Genomic DNA, 15,783 nt, shown 5'->3' on the forward strand with positions numbered 1-15,783 from the left:
ATTTTAAGCTTGTTTTAAATTTAATATTAATTAATCAAAATTCCAACAATAAAAAACCTCCGAAAAATAAATTCCGAAGGTTTAATTATATTTGATTGGCAAAAATTACTCATTACCAATTATTCATTACTTATACTTCCGTGTTCATATCCCAGTTCTGAAGATAATCGTGAACATGTTTCAGGAACATACCTCCAAGAGAACCGTCTACAACTCTGTGGTCATAAGAGTGAGACATAAACATCAACTGACGGATCGCAATCACATCACCATCTTTAGTTTCAAGAACTGCAGGCTTCTTAACGATCGCTCCGATTGCCAAAATAGCCACCTGAGGTTGAGGAATAATAGGAGTTCCCATTAAGTTTCCAAAGCTTCCTACGTTAGAAATAGTGTATGTTGCACCTTGAGTGTCCTCAGGTCTTAATTTTTTGTTTCTTGCTCTGTAAGCCAAGTCATTGATTGCTTTTGCTAAACCTGAAAGCGAAAGTTGATCTGCATTTTTAATAACAGGAACGATAAGGTTTCCGTCCGGAAGGGCAGTCGCCATACCGATATTGATGTTTTTCTTCTTGATGATATTCTCACCATTAATAGAAACGTTGATCATCGGGTAATCCTGAATCGCTTTTACAATCGCTTTCACGAAAATCGGCATGAAAGTTAATTTTTCACCTTCGCGTTTTTCGAAAATATCTTTATGTTTATTTCTCCATTTCACTACGTTGGTGACGTCAGTTTCAATGAAAGAAGTAACGTGTGGCGCAATATGTTTTGCTTTAACCATGTTTTCAGCGATGATTTTTCTCATTCTGTCCATTGGAATGATCTCGTCACCTGCTGCTACTGAAATTGGCGTTGCAACCGCAGTTGTTGCCACTGGTTGTGGAGTTGATACAACCGGAGCAGAAACCGCCTGAGTTGTTTGAGGTTGATTCCCTCTGTTAGCTACATGAGCTAAAATATCTTCTTTCGTAATTCTTCCTTCTAAACCGCTTCCTTTGATGGTTTTAAGTTCAGTTTCAGAAATATTTTCCTGTTGAGCGATAGATTTTACAAGAGGTGATAAATAAAGATCTCCTGAATATTCTACGTGTGAAGTAGCTGTAGGGTTTAAAGCACCTTCAATCGTTTTTAATGTTTCAGCATCCGGAGCTGAAGTTGGAGTTTCCGTTTTCACTTCTTCTGACGCTGTATTTCCGCCTTCTCCTTCAATTTCTAAAATAGCAATGGCTTCACCAACTTTGGCAACTTCGTCTTTTTGCTTTAAGATTTTCACAATTTTCCCCGAAACTGGTGTCGGAACGTCTGAATCTACCTTATCTGTTGCAATTTCTACTACGGAATCATCCTCTTTTACACTATCACCTTCATTGAATAACCAAGTGATAATTGTCGCTTCCATAACACCTTCTCCCATGGAAGGAAGCAATAATTTGTATTCTGCCATTTTTAATTTTTAGATTTTGACAAATATATAAAAAAAATCGGTTTTTTTATGAAATGTATAATTTTAGAAAAATTGAATGTAAATATTCTCGCCTACGTTCAATCCAAACAAAGATTTTGCCCCGTTTTTTTTGCTGCCTTTGTAGATCGTAAGTTCTAAAAGCTGACTGTCATTGAAAATTGCAGCCGACTGCCCGTGATACTCTGTCTCCCTTTCCCAGTCGGAAACCACTTCCGTATGGCTTTGAAATATCTTTGAAAGCGTTAAGTTTCTGAATTTTATAGTGAAATTATCATATCCCTTGCCAGTACTTTCGAAAATTTCTTTGTTGATATTTGAAATTATATTTCCGAAATTATCAATATACATTACCTCACCGATAATCATTCTTTCCGGCTCATTATAAACCGGTTTCGGAAAGAAAAGTTCTTTTACGGTATCTATTTTTCTCCCGATAACTTCCGGAAGTCCACCGTTTGCCAAATGTACGGCAGCAGGAACAAAAACATCGGTTGATGTAAAATTAACTATATCATCGAACCTATTATTCAGGGTGATTTCGTAAATCGCTTCAGGTTTAATATCAAAAAATACTAAGCTTAAAAGCCCATTATCTGCAGCCAAAAAATAGGAGCCGTTCGCATTATATAAAATATTTTTTCTTGATTTATGGAAAAAACTGTCTACCGCTAAAATATGAATACTGCCTTTCGGGAAGTATTTATGAGCATTTCTAACGATATAGGAAGTTTGTATAAGATTGAATGCCTGGATATCGTGGGTAATATCAACAATAGTAACCTTCGAATTCAGAGACAGAATTTTGCCTTTGACAGCCGAAACCCTGTAATCTAAATTTCCGAAATCCGAAGTAAGCGTAATAATTGACATTTTGTAATTCTAGAATGATAGTTTTTGCAAATTTATTTAAAATAAAGGGAATTAGGAGAATTTGAATACTTAAAAATATCCTAAAAATGAATAAAATAAAGGCATACTGTAATCAATTGAATGAAAGCTAAATATTAAAAATTTAGAACCTGCGATTGAATTTATGAAATTTTAAGATCAATGATTTTTAAGTCTGGATTTTAATTTTGTTTTTAGAAATCCTGTTAAGGTTGTGATGATGTAATAAACAATTTGTCTGGCTGTTGTGATTTTAATGCGAAAATGATAATTGTTTAGTAATGTTCTGTTTAGATTAGGACTTTTGTTATGATATTATTAAAATGGTTGTTTGTGGATAAAAATTTAGTATCTATTTGAAAAAAAACTCTAAATTTAGATTCTAATCTAAAAATATTTGCATGTTTGAATTAACGTATGATTTGGAAGATATTGATTCAAAAATCTTCTATGGAGTTAATAACCAATATTTCAATTTAATAAAATCCAGCTTTCCGACACTTAAAATTACGGGAAGAGATCATTATATTTTTGCAATGGGAAATCAGGAAACTCTGGATGTTTTCAGGCTAAAACTGGATGATATTGTAAAATTTATTTCTAAAAATAATTCTATCGAACTGAAAGACGTTGAAAATGTTCTTAAAATAAAAGATGAGACCGAAAAACAGTTGATTTTTGATCAGGATATTATCGTAAAAGGAGTAAACGGTAAAATAATTAAAGCTAAAACGGCTAATCTTAAAAAATTAGTAAGAGAAACTGAGAAAAAAGACATGGTTTTTGCCATCGGTCCTGCGGGAACGGGTAAAACGTATACGAGTGTAGCTTTAGCGGCCAGAGCATTAAGAGATAAAGAAGTTAAAAGAATTGTTCTAACGAGACCGGCTGTGGAAGCGGGGGAAAGCTTAGGCTTTTTGCCGGGAGATCTTAAAGAGAAGTTAGATCCGTATTTGCAGCCTTTATACGATGCACTTCGGGATATGATCCCGCATGAAAAACTGGAGGGTTTTATGGAGAAAAAAGTTATTGAAGTTGCTCCGCTGGCTTTTATGAGAGGGAGAACGCTTGATGACGCCTTTGTAATTTTGGATGAAGCTCAAAATACCACTCATGCTCAGATGAAAATGTTTTTAACCAGAATGGGGATGAATGCGAAATTCATTATCACAGGAGATCCAACTCAAATTGACTTACCTCCAAAACAAAATTCCGGATTAAAAGAGGCAATGAGAATCTTAAAAGATGTAAAAGAGATTGGTTTTGTTCACCTTACAGAAGAAGATGTTGTGAGACACCCTGTCGTGAAAAAAATTATTCTTGCCTACAACGAAGAAGATAAAAGATCTAGAGATTAAATTTTTAATTAAAATAATGGTTTTTGCTGAAACGAGACTTGAGAAATTGAGCTTATTTCAGCATTAATTTTTTTTAATCTGAAAATAAATTTTATCAATGAATTTAGTTTAAATGATTAATTATTTTGTTAAAATTTGTTAATTCCGAAAATTTTATTAGTTTTGCGGTAAATTAATTTAAAACTAATACAATGAAAAAACTTTTACTTGTTGCAGCAATCGCTGTATTGGGTGCAAATGTAAACGCTCAGGAATTTAGATTCGGACCTAAAGCAGGTTTTGCAATGTCAACAATTAAAATTGATGAAAAGCAAGACGATTTAGAAAAAAGAAAAATGGATCCTAAATATACTTTCTACATTGGAGGTATGGCAGAATACAAAATCAATGATAATTTTGGTTTTCAGGCAGAGGTTTTATACTCTCCACTTGGAGCAAAAGAAAAAATAGATGGAGTAAATGCAGGAATTGTTTATGTAGGTGAGCAAACTGAAGTTAATTTGGGAACACTTTTGGTGCCAATTTCTGCTAAATATTTTATTGCAGAAAATTTGTCTGTTGCGGCGGGTGCTAACTTCGGAATTATTCTTACGGCTAAACAAAAAACTGTAATCGGTTCAGATCTTATTAGCATAGACGTAGAAGGTGAGGATGGGTCAGGTGAAGTAGATATTAAAAAAGATATCAAAAAATTAAACCTTGCTCCATTTGTAGGTGTGGAATATATGCTTGAAAACGGGCTTTTCTTTGATGCAAGATATAGCTTAGGTGTATCTAACCTTTCTAACGATAACAGCGGTGGTAAAATTACTAACAGCTTCGCACAAGTAGGTGTAGGCTTTAAATTCGGGAATAACTAATATCTCCCAATAGTTAAAAATATAAAAGGCAAAACAGGTTTACTTGTTTTGCCTTTTTCGTTATTTAAAGGATAATATTAATCATTCAAGTTTTGAAGAAGAAAATAATTAGTAATTTTGAGCCCAGTAATTTAAAATTATTAAAATGAAAAAATTGTTATTATTAGGAGCTTTTGCTCTTTTGGGCGGTGCTATGCAGGCTCAGGAAGGATTTAGATTGGGTGGTCATGTTGGGGCTCCGCTAGGTGATGCTTCAGATGCAGCCAGCGTTACAGTAGGTATAGACGCAGCCTATATGTGGAATATTACTAAAGGTTTAGACATTGGTGTTACTACAGGATATTCTCACTTTTTTGGAAAGGATCATGTAGATGATTTTGGTTTTATCCCAATCGCAGCTTCCGGAAAATATAAATTTGCTAAAATTCCTCTTTTCGTAGGATTGGACCTGGGAGCAGCTATTTCTACTAAAGATTATATCAATAGTGGTTTGTATATTGCACCAAGAGTAGGGTATCAAATGAAGAGAGCTGAGCTGTATTTAGGATTCCAAAATATTGCAAGTAAGTATAAGAATCATGACTATTATTGGTATGGTGACAACAACTATAACTTCGGAGCGATTAACTTTGGCGTTAATTTCTTCTTAAAGTAATATATTTAAAAAGAACCTTTTTTAAGCTCCAATTGCAGAATTGGAGCTTTTTTATGAAAAATATTGTTAAAAAAATACAAACAAACGTTTACTATATTTTATCTCTAAAATTGGCAATTTTTATAAATGATATTAATCACATTAACAAATTTTAATATTCGTGGTACCCGCTGTAAATTTGCCCTCAGAAAGTATTAAAATTTTATAAAATGAAAAAATTATTATTAGCGGGTGCTGTTGCACTTTTCGGTTTATCTAATGCTCAAATTGCAAAAGGAACTGCATATATTTCAGGACAAGTAGGTTATTCTCAGGAAGAAAACAACAATAACGATTCTAAAGTAGAAAGCTTCAGAGTTGTACCAACTGCAGGTTATTTCGTTGGGACTAACTTAGCTGTAGGTTTAGGTGTAGGTTACGCAAGTGACAAAACGACTTTAACTACAAACAATGCTTTAACAGTTGGTGAATCTAAAAATACTCAGTCTGCATTTGTAGTTGCTCCTTTCGTAAGAAAATATTGGACTATTGCTGATAAATTATACATCTTCGGTCAATTAGAAGTTCCTATGGAATTTGGTCAATTGAAACAAGAATCTGTTGCAACTACTACTATCGGTGGTACTACAAATACTGCATCTACATCTAATAAAGCTAACTATACTTCAATCGGAGTAAACATTAAGCCAGGTTTGGATTATTTCTTAAACAAAAACTGGTCTATCGAAGCTACTTTCGGAGAATTTGGATACAATACTTCTAAATTAGACGTTGATGGAGCTAAGAGTGTAAACAACTATAACTTTGGATTAAATTTATCAGCAGTTACTTTCGGTGTTAAATATGTTTTTGCTAAATAATTAACGAAGCATTAAAAAAATAGAGTCCTAAGATTAATTTCTTAGGGCTTTTTGTCTGTAAATAAAAACTTAAACTTTAATTAAAAATTAAATAAACATGAAAAAATTATTATTAGCTGGTGCAGTTGCACTTTTTGGCTTATCTAATGCTCAAATGACTAAAGGTGACTGGGTAATCAGCGGAAGTACTGGTTTCTCTTTCAACAATACGACTCAAAAACAAACTGTAGGGTCAGAGTCTGCTGACGGTCCTAAAGTGAGCACGATTAACTTTACACCTTCTGTAGGATATTTTGTTATGGATAAATTAGCAGTAGGTATCGATCTTGATCTTACGAGCATCACTACAAAATTTGACGTATCTGATATCAGTTACAAGAGCAAATCTACCCTTACAAACTTCTCTGTTATGCCTACGGCAACGTATTATTTTGCAAACGGAACTAAGTTTGTTCCTTATATAGGAGCTGGTGCAGGTTTCGCAACAAATAAAACTAAATCTTCCGAGACTTTAGCAGGTGTTACAGACTCTTCAGACGATACAGCAAGCGGATTTACATGGAAAGTAAAAGGTGGTGTTAATTATATGATTACACAGTCTTTTGCACTTAATGTTGGTCTTTCTTATAACCAATTCACAAGCAAGCAGGATATTGACGGAACTTCAGATCAGTTGAAAAACAAATACAATAACTTTGGAGTAAATGCAGGTTTCTCTTATTTTATTAAATCTAAACCTCAGAAATCTGATAAATAATCAATTTATTTAAGGTTAAAAATAAAAAATCCGACTCAATTTTGAGTCGGATTTTACTTTTATATAGAGGTTTTACTATTTCTTATTTACCCATTCCGCCCATTCCCGGCATGTTTGGCATCTTGCTCATCATCTGCATCATCTGCTTGCCTTGAGGACCCTGCATCATCTTCATCATTTTACCCATTTGATCAAATTGCTTCATCAATTGGTTTACATCTTCAATTTTTCTACCGGCACCTCTTGCAATTCTTTGTTTTCTCTGAGTATTGATGATCGAAGGTCTTCTTCTTTCGTCAGGAGTCATAGAGTAGATGATTGCCTCAATATGTTTGAAAGCATCATCGCTGATCTCAACATCTTTAATGGCTTTTCCAACTCCAGGGATCATTCCCATCAAGTCTTTCATGTTACCCATTTTTTTGATCTGATTAATTTGTTTTAAGAAATCATCAAAACCAAATTCGTTTTTAGCGATTTTTTTGTGAAGTTTTTTAGCTTCTTCCTCATCAAACTGCTCCTGAGCTCTTTCGACTAAGGAAACAACGTCTCCCATTCCTAAGATCCTGTCGGCCATCCTTTCCGGGTAGAAAACATCTAAAGCCTCCATTTTTTCTCCTGTGGAGATAAATTTGATTGGTTTTTCTACAACAGAACGAATCGTTAATGCAGCACCACCTCGTGTATCACCATCTAATTTAGTTAAAACAACTCCGTCAAAATTTAAAGCATCGTTAAACGCTTTAGCTGTATTTACAGCATCCTGACCAGTCATTGCGTCAACTACAAATAGAGTTTCATTAGGTTTGATGAAATAATGGACTGATTTTATTTCGTTCATCATCTGCTCATCAATCGCCAAACGACCTGCAGTATCCACGATTACAACATCATGACCGTTTGATTTTGCAAAAGCAATTGCATTTTCAGCGATCGTAGATGGGTTTGTAGAACCTTCTTCAGTGAAAACGGGAACACCAATTTGCCCACCCAAAACTTTCAACTGCTCAATTGCAGCCGGACGATAAACGTCACACGCTACCAATAAAGGCTTTTTATTTTTTTTCGTTTTTAAATAACTTGCTAATTTTCCGGAGAAAGTTGTCTTACCGGAACCTTGCAGACCTGCAATAAGAATAACAGACGGCTTTCCTGAAAGATTAATTCCTTCCTGAGAACCTCCCATTAACTCTACCAGCTCGTCATGAACGATTTTCGTCATCAGTTGCCCCGGAGTAAGCGATGTAAGAACGTTTTGCCCTAACGCTTTATCCTGAACCCTTTTCGTAAGGTCTTTTGCTACTTTATAATTAACATCGGCATCTACCAATGCTCTACGAATCTCTTTTACGGTCTCCGCAACATTGATTTCTGTAATTTTTCCACGTCCGGAAATATTTTGAAGCGCCTTGTCTAATTTATCCTGTAAACTATTAAACATATTTATTTGTAAATTATAGGTTGCAAAAATAAGGAATTTTTGGTAGATGCAAAGTATAGAACACGTAATATTATATATAAGGATAAAATCATGGGAGTAAAGGTTATCATATTATAATTAAAAATCATATTTTTGCGCCAAATAGAAATACATATCGGTTTGCATCAAAACTGTAAACAGTAAATAAATTAATAATGAAACCTAATCCTAATATTCTAGTTGTAGTATTATTCTTTTTAACATTCTTGATTCATTTTTCTCTGTGGAAATTTGTTTATCATTTAGATGAAATCATTATTATTAAATTTTATCTTTTCCTAAGTGTAATGTTTACGATGATGATTACACTTATCATTTTAATTAATAGAGTAGCACCGGAATTTTTAGGATTATCAGTAATAGGATTAATCCTTTTAAAGTTTGGATTAATGTATCTTATAAGAAAGAAATTGAATTTTGAAGTGATTCCTGGGTACAAATTCCATTTTATAATGCCTTATTTTGTCCTGACAACACTGCTTACGTATTATGCGATCACGCTTATTAATCATGACAAAAAACAGTAAAAATATTTATTGAAACTAGAAAAAAAAATCTATTTTTGCACAACGAAAAAAACCTATCAATGTTAAAGAAATTTGCAGTTTTATTCTACAGTATTTTTGTATTAAGTCTAGTGTCTGCACAACATGGCGAGACTTCTACTGCTTCTGTAGCTGCTCCAACTCAAGAGTTGTCAGAAAAAGACAAAGTAAGTAAAGAAAACAAAGAGTATATCGATCATCACTTGTTGGATGCTCACGATTTTACATTGATGGTTGACAAAGATGGTCACCACATTGGTTTTCCTCTTCCTGTTATTTTTTATGATAACGGTTTTCACTCTTTCATGAGTAACAGTAAAGAAGGTTTCATTCATGGTGAAACAACTGAAGTAGATGGTTCTTATTATAAATTGCACCACGAAAAGATTTTCAAAACTGATGCAACTGGTAATTTAACACTTGGTGAAGATGGTTTTCCTACGAATGAAAGACCTTTAGATTTATCAATTACAAAGAGTGTACTTATCCTTATAGTAGTATCAATCTTTTTATTAGTTTTATTTGTAGGAATGGCTAAATCTTATAAAAAGTCAGTTGTTCCTACAGGAGCTGCTAGATTCTTTGAGCCTTTGATTATCTTCGTTAGAGATGAAGTTGCTATTCCAAACATCGGACACAAGTATAAAAGATTCATGGGTTATTTATTAACAGTATTCTTCTTTATACTTTTCTTAAACGTATTAGGATTAATGCCTTTCGGAATTAATGTTACAGGTAATATTACAATGACATTCTTCTTGGCTATCCTTACTTATTTGATTACTACATTCTCTGCAAATAAAGATTATTGGAAACATATCTTCTGGATGCCGGGAGTTCCTGTACCAATGAAATTGATCATGTTACCAATTGAATTATTAGGAACAATCACTAAACCTTTCGCATTGATGATTCGTCTTTTTGCAAACATGACTGCAGGACACATCGTAGTAATGAGTTTGATCGGATTGATCTACGTATTTAAAAATGTTGCAGCTGGAATCGCATTCCCGTTCTTAACATTAGTAATTTATTTATTAGAAGTATTAGTAGCATTCTTACAAGCTTATATCTTTACAATGTTATCAGCTTTGTTCATCGGAATGGCAGTTCAGGAGCACGAGCATGAACATCATGCAGCTCACTAATAGAAAATTAAAAATAGTTAAACAAATTTTTTAAAAATTATATATTATGGAAATCCCTAAAATTGTAGGTGCTGGTATCGTAGTACTAGGTGTAGGTATTGGTCTTGGTAAAATCGGAGCTGCTGCTCTTGAAGCTATAGCTAGACAACCTGAGCAATCTGGAAAAATCCAAACAGCTATGCTTATCGCTGCTGCACTTGTTGAAGGTGTTGCGTTTGCTGCTCTATTCGCAGTAAACTAATTAAAATTAAACCATTACCCGTAACGGTTGGTTACAGGTAATGGTTATTTAAGAAAAAAGTAATAATTTTTTATACATTAATATAATGGAATTAATTCATCAGTTTTCATCAGGATTATTTATTATCCAGTCTGTTATTTTTCTAGCACTATTATTTTTGTTAGGTAAATTCGCTTGGAAACCTATTTTAAAATCTATTAATGATAGAGAAACTTCTATTGTTGACGCTTTGAATCAAGCTAAATTGGCTAGAACTGAAATGGAAACATTAAAAGAAGACAACGAAAGAATCATTCGTGAAGCTAAAATCGAAAGAGATGCTATCCTTAAAGAAGCTAGAGAGATTAAAGATAGAATCGTAGGTGAAGCTAAAGATGCTGCTAAAACTGAAGGAGATAAAATGATCGAATCTGCTAAACAGACTATCAATGCTGAGAAAAATGCTGCAATGGCAGACATCAAATCTCAAATTGGTACTTTATCTGTAAACATTGCTGAGTCTATCTTGAAGCAAAAATTAGACAACAGTGAAGCTCAAAACGAGTTGGTTCAAAATTATTTAAACAAATCTAATCTTAACTAAGAATGCTTACATCTAAAGTAGCTAAAAGATACGCACAGGGTTTGCTTGAGTTCACTAATGAAACAGGCCAGACAGCTACTGTATTTTCTGAAATGAAAGATGTTGCGAAATTGATGTCTCAGTCTACGGATCTGAACAAATTTTTCATGACACCTTACATTGATGCTAAAAAGAAAGTAGAGGTAGCAAAAGAGATTTTCAAAAGTTTATCTGTTTCTTCTCAAAATTTAATCACATTGGTTATCAGACATGGTCGTGAAAATCAATTGAAAAATATTGCTCAGGAATATATCAATAAAGTTGAAGATATTAATGGAGTACAGAGAGTAACTCTTACTACGGCAACTCAGCTTTCGAAAGAAAATATTGATCAGATATTAGGATCTACAAACTTAGTAAAAGCAGGTACAAACTTTGATTTGAAACTAAATGTAAATCCTGATCTTTTGGGAGGATACATATTAAGAGTAGGAGATCAGCAGATCGATGCATCTGTGAAAACTAAACTTAATCATATTAAAAAGGATTTTCAATTAAATTAAGACAAAAAACAACCATACAATGGCAGAAATAAATCCGGCAGAAGTATCTGCGATCTTAAAACAGCAATTGGCCAACTTCGATACTCACGCAAACGTTGAGGAAGTAGGTACAGTTTTAACCATCGGTGATGGTATTGCTCGTGTATACGGGTTAGAAAACGTACAATACGGAGAGTTGGTGAAATTTTCTAGTGATGTAGAAGGTATTGTACTTAACCTTGAAGAAGACAACGTTGGTGTTGCTCTACTTGGTGAAAGTAAATTAGTAAGAGAAGGAGATACAGTAAGAAGAACAAACAGAATCTCTTCTATTAAAGTAGGAGAAGGTATGTTGGGTAGAGTAGTTGATACTCTTGGTAATCCTATCGATGGTAAAGGTCCTATCTCTGGGGAATTATACGAAATGCCATTGGAAAGAAAGGCTCCTGGAGTTATCTTCAGACAGCCGGTAACTGAGCCTTTACAAACAGGTATCGTTGCAATCGACTCTATGATTCCTGTAGGAAGAGGTCAGAGAGAATTGATCATCGGTGATAGACAGACAGGTAAAACTACTGTTGCTATCGATACGATCATCAACCAAAAAGAATTTTTTGAAGCTGGGCAACCAGTATATTGTATATATGTTGCGATCGGACAGAAAGCTTCTACAGTAGCACAAATCGTTAAAACTCTTTCTGATAAAGGAGCTTTAGCATATACTGTAATCGTTGCTGCTAACGCATCAGATCCAGTTCCAATGCAGGTATATTCTGCAATGGCAGGTGCATCTATCGGTGAGTTCTTCAGAGACACTGGTAGACCGGCATTGATCATTTATGATGATTTATCTAAACAGGCGGTAGCTTACCGTGAGCTTTCTCTACTATTGAGAAGACCACCGGGACGTGAGGCTTACCCTGGAGACGTTTTCTATCTTCACTCAAGATTATTGGAAAGAGCTGCAAAAGTAATCGCTGATGATAAAATTGCTAGCCAAATGAATGATTTACCTGAGTCTTTAAGACCAATCGTAAAAGGGGGTGGTTCATTAACAGCACTTCCAATTATCGAAACTCAGGCTGGTGACGTTTCTGCGTATATTCCAACTAACGTAATCTCTATTACTGACGGACAGATCTTCTTGGAGTCTGATCTATTCAACTCAGGGGTTCGTCCAGCGATCAACGTTGGTATCTCTGTATCGAGAGTAGGAGGTAACGCTCAGATCAAATCAATGAAAAAAGTTTCTGGTACTCTTAAATTAGACCAGGCGCAATATAAAGAACTAGAAGCGTTCGCGAAATTCGGTTCAGACCTTGATGCTTCAACTTTAGCAGTTATCTCTAAAGGTGAAAGAAACGTAGAGCTTCTTAAGCAGCCGGTAAATTCTCCACTTCCTGTAGATAGCCAAGTTGCTATGATTTATGCAGGTACTGAGAACTTAATGAGAAACGTTCCTATCAAAAAGGTAAAAGAATTCCAAATCGAATACATCGCTTTCTTAAGATCTAAGCACCCTGAAACTATGGCTGCTCTTAAAGCTGGGAAAATTGATGATTCAATTACAGGTGTTCTTAAGCAGGCTGCTAGTGATTTAGCTGCAAAATATAACTAAAAATTAGTTGATGGTTTTTGGTTGATAGTTGACAGAATTTTCTAAAACTAGCAACCAACAACCGACAACCAACAACTAACCCAATATGGCAAACTTAAAAGAAATACGAGGAAGAATCAGTTCAATTTCATCTACGATGCAAATTACACGTGCTATGAAAATGGTTTCCGCTGCGAAACTTAAAAAAGCACAGGATGCAATCGTAATGTTAAGACCTTATTCTGAAAAGCTACAGGAGATCATCCAGAATGTAAATTCTAGTTCAGATCCTGATCAGGTTTCTATTTATGCTCAAAAAAGAGAGGTTAAAAGAGTACTTTTCATCGCTGTAACTTCAAACAGAGGGTTGGCGGGGGCTTTCAACTCTAATGTTGTAAAGGAACTGAATATTCAGTTTCAGAAGAATGCTCAATACGAAATTGAAGTTCTTACAATTGGTAAAAAAGCTTACGATGCTGTAAGAAAGACTCGTTCTGTTTACTCAAATGAAAGCGCCGTTTTTGATAATCTGAACTTTGAGGCAGTTTCTAATCTTACTGAAGCAGCAATGAGCAGTTTCAAAGAAGGGAAATTTGACGAAGTTTATGTAATCTACAATAAATTCATCAATGCTGCTACACAGGAAGTTACTACAGAACAAGTTCTGCCTATTTTAATGGCTGAAGTTGATGCTGCAGAACCTCAGGTGGAAACAGATTATATTTTTGAGCCAAATAGAGCTGAGATTTTAGATAATTTGATTCCAAAATCTATTAAAACTCAGGTTTTCAAAGCTGTTTTAGACTCTGTAGCGTCTGAGCACGGTGCGAGAATGACAGCAATGCATAAAGCAACTGACAATGCACAGGAGCTTAAAAATGATTTGGTAATTTTCTACAACAAAGCAAGACAAGCGGCTATTACAAACGAAATCTTAGAGATCGTTTCAGGAGCAGAAGCCTTGAAAAATTCATAAGGAATTTAATTTAACAAAATATTAAAGCATCGATAGTATCGGTGCTTTTTTTGTTATTTTTATTTTGTATATCTTTGTAGTTAATAAAATATATATAATTTCTAAATGGACTCGGACATAGTCAGGCTTTTACTAGCCGTATTTCTTGTATTATTAAATGGCTTTTTCGTAGCCGCAGAATTTTCAATTGTTAAAGTTCGTTACTCACAAATCCAGTTAAAGGCAGCCGAAGGTAACTCCATGGCAAAACAGGCAGAGCATATTATCAAACATCTTGATGAGTATCTGTCTGCTACACAGCTTGGTATTACGTTGGCATCATTGGCTTTGGGTTGGGTTGGAGAAAGTGCTCTCCATCATGTTGTTGACAATATTTTTCATTCTCTGAATGTGGAAATGGCGCAGACAACAATTACCACAATTTCAGTGGTTACCAGTTTTGTTTTAATTACGGTAATGCATATTGTATTTGGAGAATTAATTCCTAAATCAATTGCGATCAGAAAATCGGAAGCAACTACAATGGCAACAGCAGTTCCGTTGAGAGTTTTTTATACGGTCTTCAAACCATTTATTTGGTTGATGAATTTAATGTCTAATACTTTCTTAAGATTAGTAAAAATTCATCCGGCATCTGAACAGGAAATCCACTCAACGGAAGAACTTCAGCTTTTGGTAAAACAAAGTGCTGACAGCGGTGAAATTGAAGAAGAGAACTATGAGATCATCAAAAATGCGTTTGATTTTACAGATCATTCCGCAAAACAGATCATGGTTACCCGTCAGAATATTACTTCAATTGATTTTGAAGAAGATATTAACGAAATTATCAATAAAATTATGGATAGCGGATATTCCAGAATTCCGGTATATGTTGATTCTATCGATAATGTGATTGGTATTTTATACACAAAAGAAATCATCAGAGAGTTTGTTAAGAGAAAAGGCGAACTGAGTCATGATGATCTTAAAGAATTAATGCGTGATGCATTCTTTGTGGTTGGAAGTAAGAAAATTTCAGATCTTTTAAAGATTTTCCAACAAAAGAAACAGCATTTAGCTATTGTAATTGACGAATTTGGAGGTACTGAAGGTATCATCACGTTAGAAGATATTTTGGAAGAATTGGTAGGTGAAATTCAGGATGAAGAGGATGATGAAGAAAAATTGGTCGATAAAATAGGAGATAATACCTATTGGGTACAGGCTACACAGCCTTTGGACGAGATCAATGAACATTTACCGAAGAAATTACCTCTTTCTGAAGAAAGTGAATACAATTCTTTAGCCGGTTTTATCCTTCATGAATTGGAAGATATTCCGGAAGAAAATCAAGAGTTTGATCTCGCAAATTATCATTTCAAAATTTTGAAAATGAATAACAAGAGCGTTGAGCTTGTAGAATTGGTTTATGATGAACCAAATAGTCTGAGCGATCTGGCTGATAAATTAGGGGAAGTTTAAAAATAATTAAAAATGATTTTTTATAACAGTATAAAAGATTACGAAGATCCGAAACGTCAATATGAAGAAGAAGTTCTGGTATTGGAAGAAACGGATGATGTTTATAAATTAATTTTACATAACGATGATATTCATACCTTTGATTATGTAATTGATTCTCTTATAGAAATTTGTAAACATACGTTAGAACAGGCAGAGCAATGTACAATGTTGGTACATTATAAAGGCAAATGCACGGTAAAAACAGGATCTATGGATATTGTAAAGCCCATGCATGAAAAACTTATTTCAAGGGAATTAACTAGCGAAATCGTATAAATAAAAGCTCTGACAGTTGTTAGAGCTTTTTTTATTGCACATTTGCATTTTTGTGATTTTT

At 34.2% G+C, this 15,783-nt stretch carries 17 protein-coding genes; 14 read left to right on the forward strand and 3 right to left on the reverse strand.

Annotated features, from left to right (window positions below; all coding sequences use genetic code 11):
- Positions 1–130: 130 nt before the first annotated feature.
- Together BT156_RS00425 and BT156_RS00430 are read right to left on the reverse strand one after the other, a co-directional pair.
- A complete protein-coding gene (locus BT156_RS00425; protein ID WP_072406130.1) occupies positions 131–1,450 on the reverse strand; it encodes a dihydrolipoamide acetyltransferase family protein in 1,320 nt (439 codons plus the stop codon).
- 63 nt (positions 1,451–1,513) lie between these two features.
- Entirely contained in the window at positions 1,514–2,341 is an 828-nt protein-coding gene (locus tag BT156_RS00430; protein ID WP_072406132.1) for an SAM hydrolase/SAM-dependent halogenase family protein, read from the reverse strand.
- Positions 2,342–2,760: 419 nt separating this feature from the next.
- Here BT156_RS00430 and BT156_RS00435 point away from each other — a divergent pair, with 419 nt between their 5' ends.
- From BT156_RS00435 to BT156_RS00455, 5 genes are all read left to right on the forward strand, one after another.
- Positions 2,761–3,717: a PhoH family protein gene (locus BT156_RS00435; protein ID WP_072406134.1), complete on the forward strand. Its 957-nt coding sequence runs from the start codon at positions 2,761–2,763 to the stop codon at positions 3,715–3,717.
- Positions 3,718–3,908: 191 nt separating this feature from the next.
- The gene (locus tag BT156_RS00440; protein ID WP_072406136.1) at positions 3,909–4,577 is read left to right on the forward strand and encodes a porin family protein; all 669 of its coding nucleotides are present in this window, start codon (positions 3,909–3,911) and stop codon (positions 4,575–4,577) included.
- A 145-nt stretch (positions 4,578–4,722) separates the two neighbouring features.
- Positions 4,723–5,232, forward strand: a complete 510-nt coding sequence (locus BT156_RS00445; RefSeq protein WP_072406138.1) for a hypothetical protein — start codon at positions 4,723–4,725, stop codon at positions 5,230–5,232.
- Between the two features lie 209 nt (positions 5,233–5,441).
- Positions 5,442–6,092 carry an outer membrane beta-barrel protein gene (locus BT156_RS00450; RefSeq protein WP_072406139.1) on the forward strand — a complete coding sequence of 217 codons (651 nt, stop codon included), beginning with the start codon at positions 5,442–5,444 and terminating at the stop codon, positions 6,090–6,092.
- A 97-nt stretch (positions 6,093–6,189) separates the two neighbouring features.
- The gene (locus BT156_RS00455) at positions 6,190–6,849 is read left to right on the forward strand and encodes an OmpW family outer membrane protein (RefSeq protein ID WP_072406141.1); all 660 of its coding nucleotides are present in this window, start codon (positions 6,190–6,192) and stop codon (positions 6,847–6,849) included.
- A gap of 82 nt (positions 6,850–6,931) precedes the next feature.
- On the opposite strand, the gene ffh is transcribed toward BT156_RS00455, so the two are convergent.
- Positions 6,932–8,290: a signal recognition particle protein gene (gene ffh, locus BT156_RS00460; protein ID WP_072406143.1), complete on the reverse strand. Its 1,359-nt coding sequence runs from the start codon at positions 8,288–8,290 to the stop codon at positions 6,932–6,934.
- Positions 8,291–8,484: 194 nt separating this feature from the next.
- Here ffh and BT156_RS00465 point away from each other — a divergent pair, with 194 nt between their 5' ends.
- From BT156_RS00465 to BT156_RS00505, 9 genes are all read left to right on the forward strand, one after another.
- Positions 8,485–8,856 (forward strand): hypothetical protein, encoded by a 372-nt coding sequence (locus tag BT156_RS00465; RefSeq protein WP_072406145.1) that lies wholly within the window; start codon positions 8,485–8,487, stop codon positions 8,854–8,856.
- Positions 8,857–8,915: 59 nt separating this feature from the next.
- Positions 8,916–10,022: a F0F1 ATP synthase subunit A gene (gene atpB / locus BT156_RS00470; protein ID WP_072406146.1), complete on the forward strand. Its 1,107-nt coding sequence runs from the start codon at positions 8,916–8,918 to the stop codon at positions 10,020–10,022.
- 46 nt (positions 10,023–10,068) lie between these two features.
- Positions 10,069–10,263, forward strand: coding sequence for an ATP synthase F0 subunit C (atpE, locus tag BT156_RS00475; protein WP_002979108.1), 195 nt, complete (start codon positions 10,069–10,071; stop codon positions 10,261–10,263).
- A gap of 85 nt (positions 10,264–10,348) precedes the next feature.
- Positions 10,349–10,846 (forward strand): F0F1 ATP synthase subunit B, encoded by a 498-nt coding sequence (locus BT156_RS00480; protein ID WP_072406148.1) that lies wholly within the window; start codon positions 10,349–10,351, stop codon positions 10,844–10,846.
- Positions 10,847–10,848: 2 nt separating this feature from the next.
- Complete coding sequence (gene atpH, locus BT156_RS00485) at positions 10,849–11,388, forward strand: ATP synthase F1 subunit delta (RefSeq protein WP_072406150.1); 540 nt, start codon at positions 10,849–10,851, stop codon at positions 11,386–11,388.
- A 19-nt stretch (positions 11,389–11,407) separates the two neighbouring features.
- Positions 11,408–12,985 (forward strand): F0F1 ATP synthase subunit alpha, encoded by a 1,578-nt coding sequence (gene atpA / locus BT156_RS00490; RefSeq protein WP_072406152.1) that lies wholly within the window; start codon positions 11,408–11,410, stop codon positions 12,983–12,985.
- 85 nt (positions 12,986–13,070) lie between these two features.
- Positions 13,071–13,940: an ATP synthase F1 subunit gamma gene (atpG, locus tag BT156_RS00495; RefSeq protein ID WP_072406154.1), complete on the forward strand. Its 870-nt coding sequence runs from the start codon at positions 13,071–13,073 to the stop codon at positions 13,938–13,940.
- A 105-nt stretch (positions 13,941–14,045) separates the two neighbouring features.
- Positions 14,046–15,404: a hemolysin family protein gene (locus BT156_RS00500; protein WP_072406156.1), complete on the forward strand. Its 1,359-nt coding sequence runs from the start codon at positions 14,046–14,048 to the stop codon at positions 15,402–15,404.
- A gap of 12 nt (positions 15,405–15,416) precedes the next feature.
- Entirely contained in the window at positions 15,417–15,722 is a 306-nt protein-coding gene (locus tag BT156_RS00505) for an ATP-dependent Clp protease adaptor ClpS (protein ID WP_072406158.1), read from the forward strand.
- Positions 15,723–15,783 lie beyond the last annotated feature (61 nt).

The organism is Chryseobacterium limigenitum, from assembly GCF_900114875.1.
Taxonomy (GTDB): Bacteria; Bacteroidota; Bacteroidia; order Flavobacteriales; family Weeksellaceae; genus Chryseobacterium; species Chryseobacterium limigenitum.

What these genes read in the sequence shown, in the direction of transcription:
- ffh (WP_072406143.1), bottom strand. Translation starts at nt 8,290, where the DNA reads ATGTTTAATAGTTTACAGGATAAATTAGACAAGGCGCTTCAAAATATT.
- BT156_RS00465 (WP_072406145.1), top strand. Translation starts at nt 8,485, where the DNA reads ATGAAACCTAATCCTAATATTCTAGTTGTAGTATTATTCTTTTTAACA.
- BT156_RS00455 (WP_072406141.1), top strand. Translation starts at nt 6,190, where the DNA reads ATGAAAAAATTATTATTAGCTGGTGCAGTTGCACTTTTTGGCTTATCT.
- atpE (WP_002979108.1), top strand. Translation starts at nt 10,069, where the DNA reads ATGGAAATCCCTAAAATTGTAGGTGCTGGTATCGTAGTACTAGGTGTA.
- BT156_RS00430 (WP_072406132.1), bottom strand. Translation starts at nt 2,341, where the DNA reads ATGTCAATTATTACGCTTACTTCGGATTTCGGAAATTTAGATTACAGG.
- BT156_RS00435 (WP_072406134.1), top strand. Translation starts at nt 2,761, where the DNA reads ATGTTTGAATTAACGTATGATTTGGAAGATATTGATTCAAAAATCTTC.
- BT156_RS00450 (WP_072406139.1), top strand. Translation starts at nt 5,442, where the DNA reads ATGAAAAAATTATTATTAGCGGGTGCTGTTGCACTTTTCGGTTTATCT.
- BT156_RS00445 (WP_072406138.1), top strand. Translation starts at nt 4,723, where the DNA reads ATGAAAAAATTGTTATTATTAGGAGCTTTTGCTCTTTTGGGCGGTGCT.
- atpH (WP_072406150.1), top strand. Translation starts at nt 10,849, where the DNA reads ATGCTTACATCTAAAGTAGCTAAAAGATACGCACAGGGTTTGCTTGAG.
- BT156_RS00440 (WP_072406136.1), top strand. Translation starts at nt 3,909, where the DNA reads ATGAAAAAACTTTTACTTGTTGCAGCAATCGCTGTATTGGGTGCAAAT.
- BT156_RS00480 (WP_072406148.1), top strand. Translation starts at nt 10,349, where the DNA reads ATGGAATTAATTCATCAGTTTTCATCAGGATTATTTATTATCCAGTCT.
- BT156_RS00505 (WP_072406158.1), top strand. Translation starts at nt 15,417, where the DNA reads ATGATTTTTTATAACAGTATAAAAGATTACGAAGATCCGAAACGTCAA.
- atpG (WP_072406154.1), top strand. Translation starts at nt 13,071, where the DNA reads ATGGCAAACTTAAAAGAAATACGAGGAAGAATCAGTTCAATTTCATCT.
- BT156_RS00500 (WP_072406156.1), top strand. Translation starts at nt 14,046, where the DNA reads ATGGACTCGGACATAGTCAGGCTTTTACTAGCCGTATTTCTTGTATTA.
- atpB (WP_072406146.1), top strand. Translation starts at nt 8,916, where the DNA reads ATGTTAAAGAAATTTGCAGTTTTATTCTACAGTATTTTTGTATTAAGT.
- atpA (WP_072406152.1), top strand. Translation starts at nt 11,408, where the DNA reads ATGGCAGAAATAAATCCGGCAGAAGTATCTGCGATCTTAAAACAGCAA.
- BT156_RS00425 (WP_072406130.1), bottom strand. Translation starts at nt 1,450, where the DNA reads ATGGCAGAATACAAATTATTGCTTCCTTCCATGGGAGAAGGTGTTATG.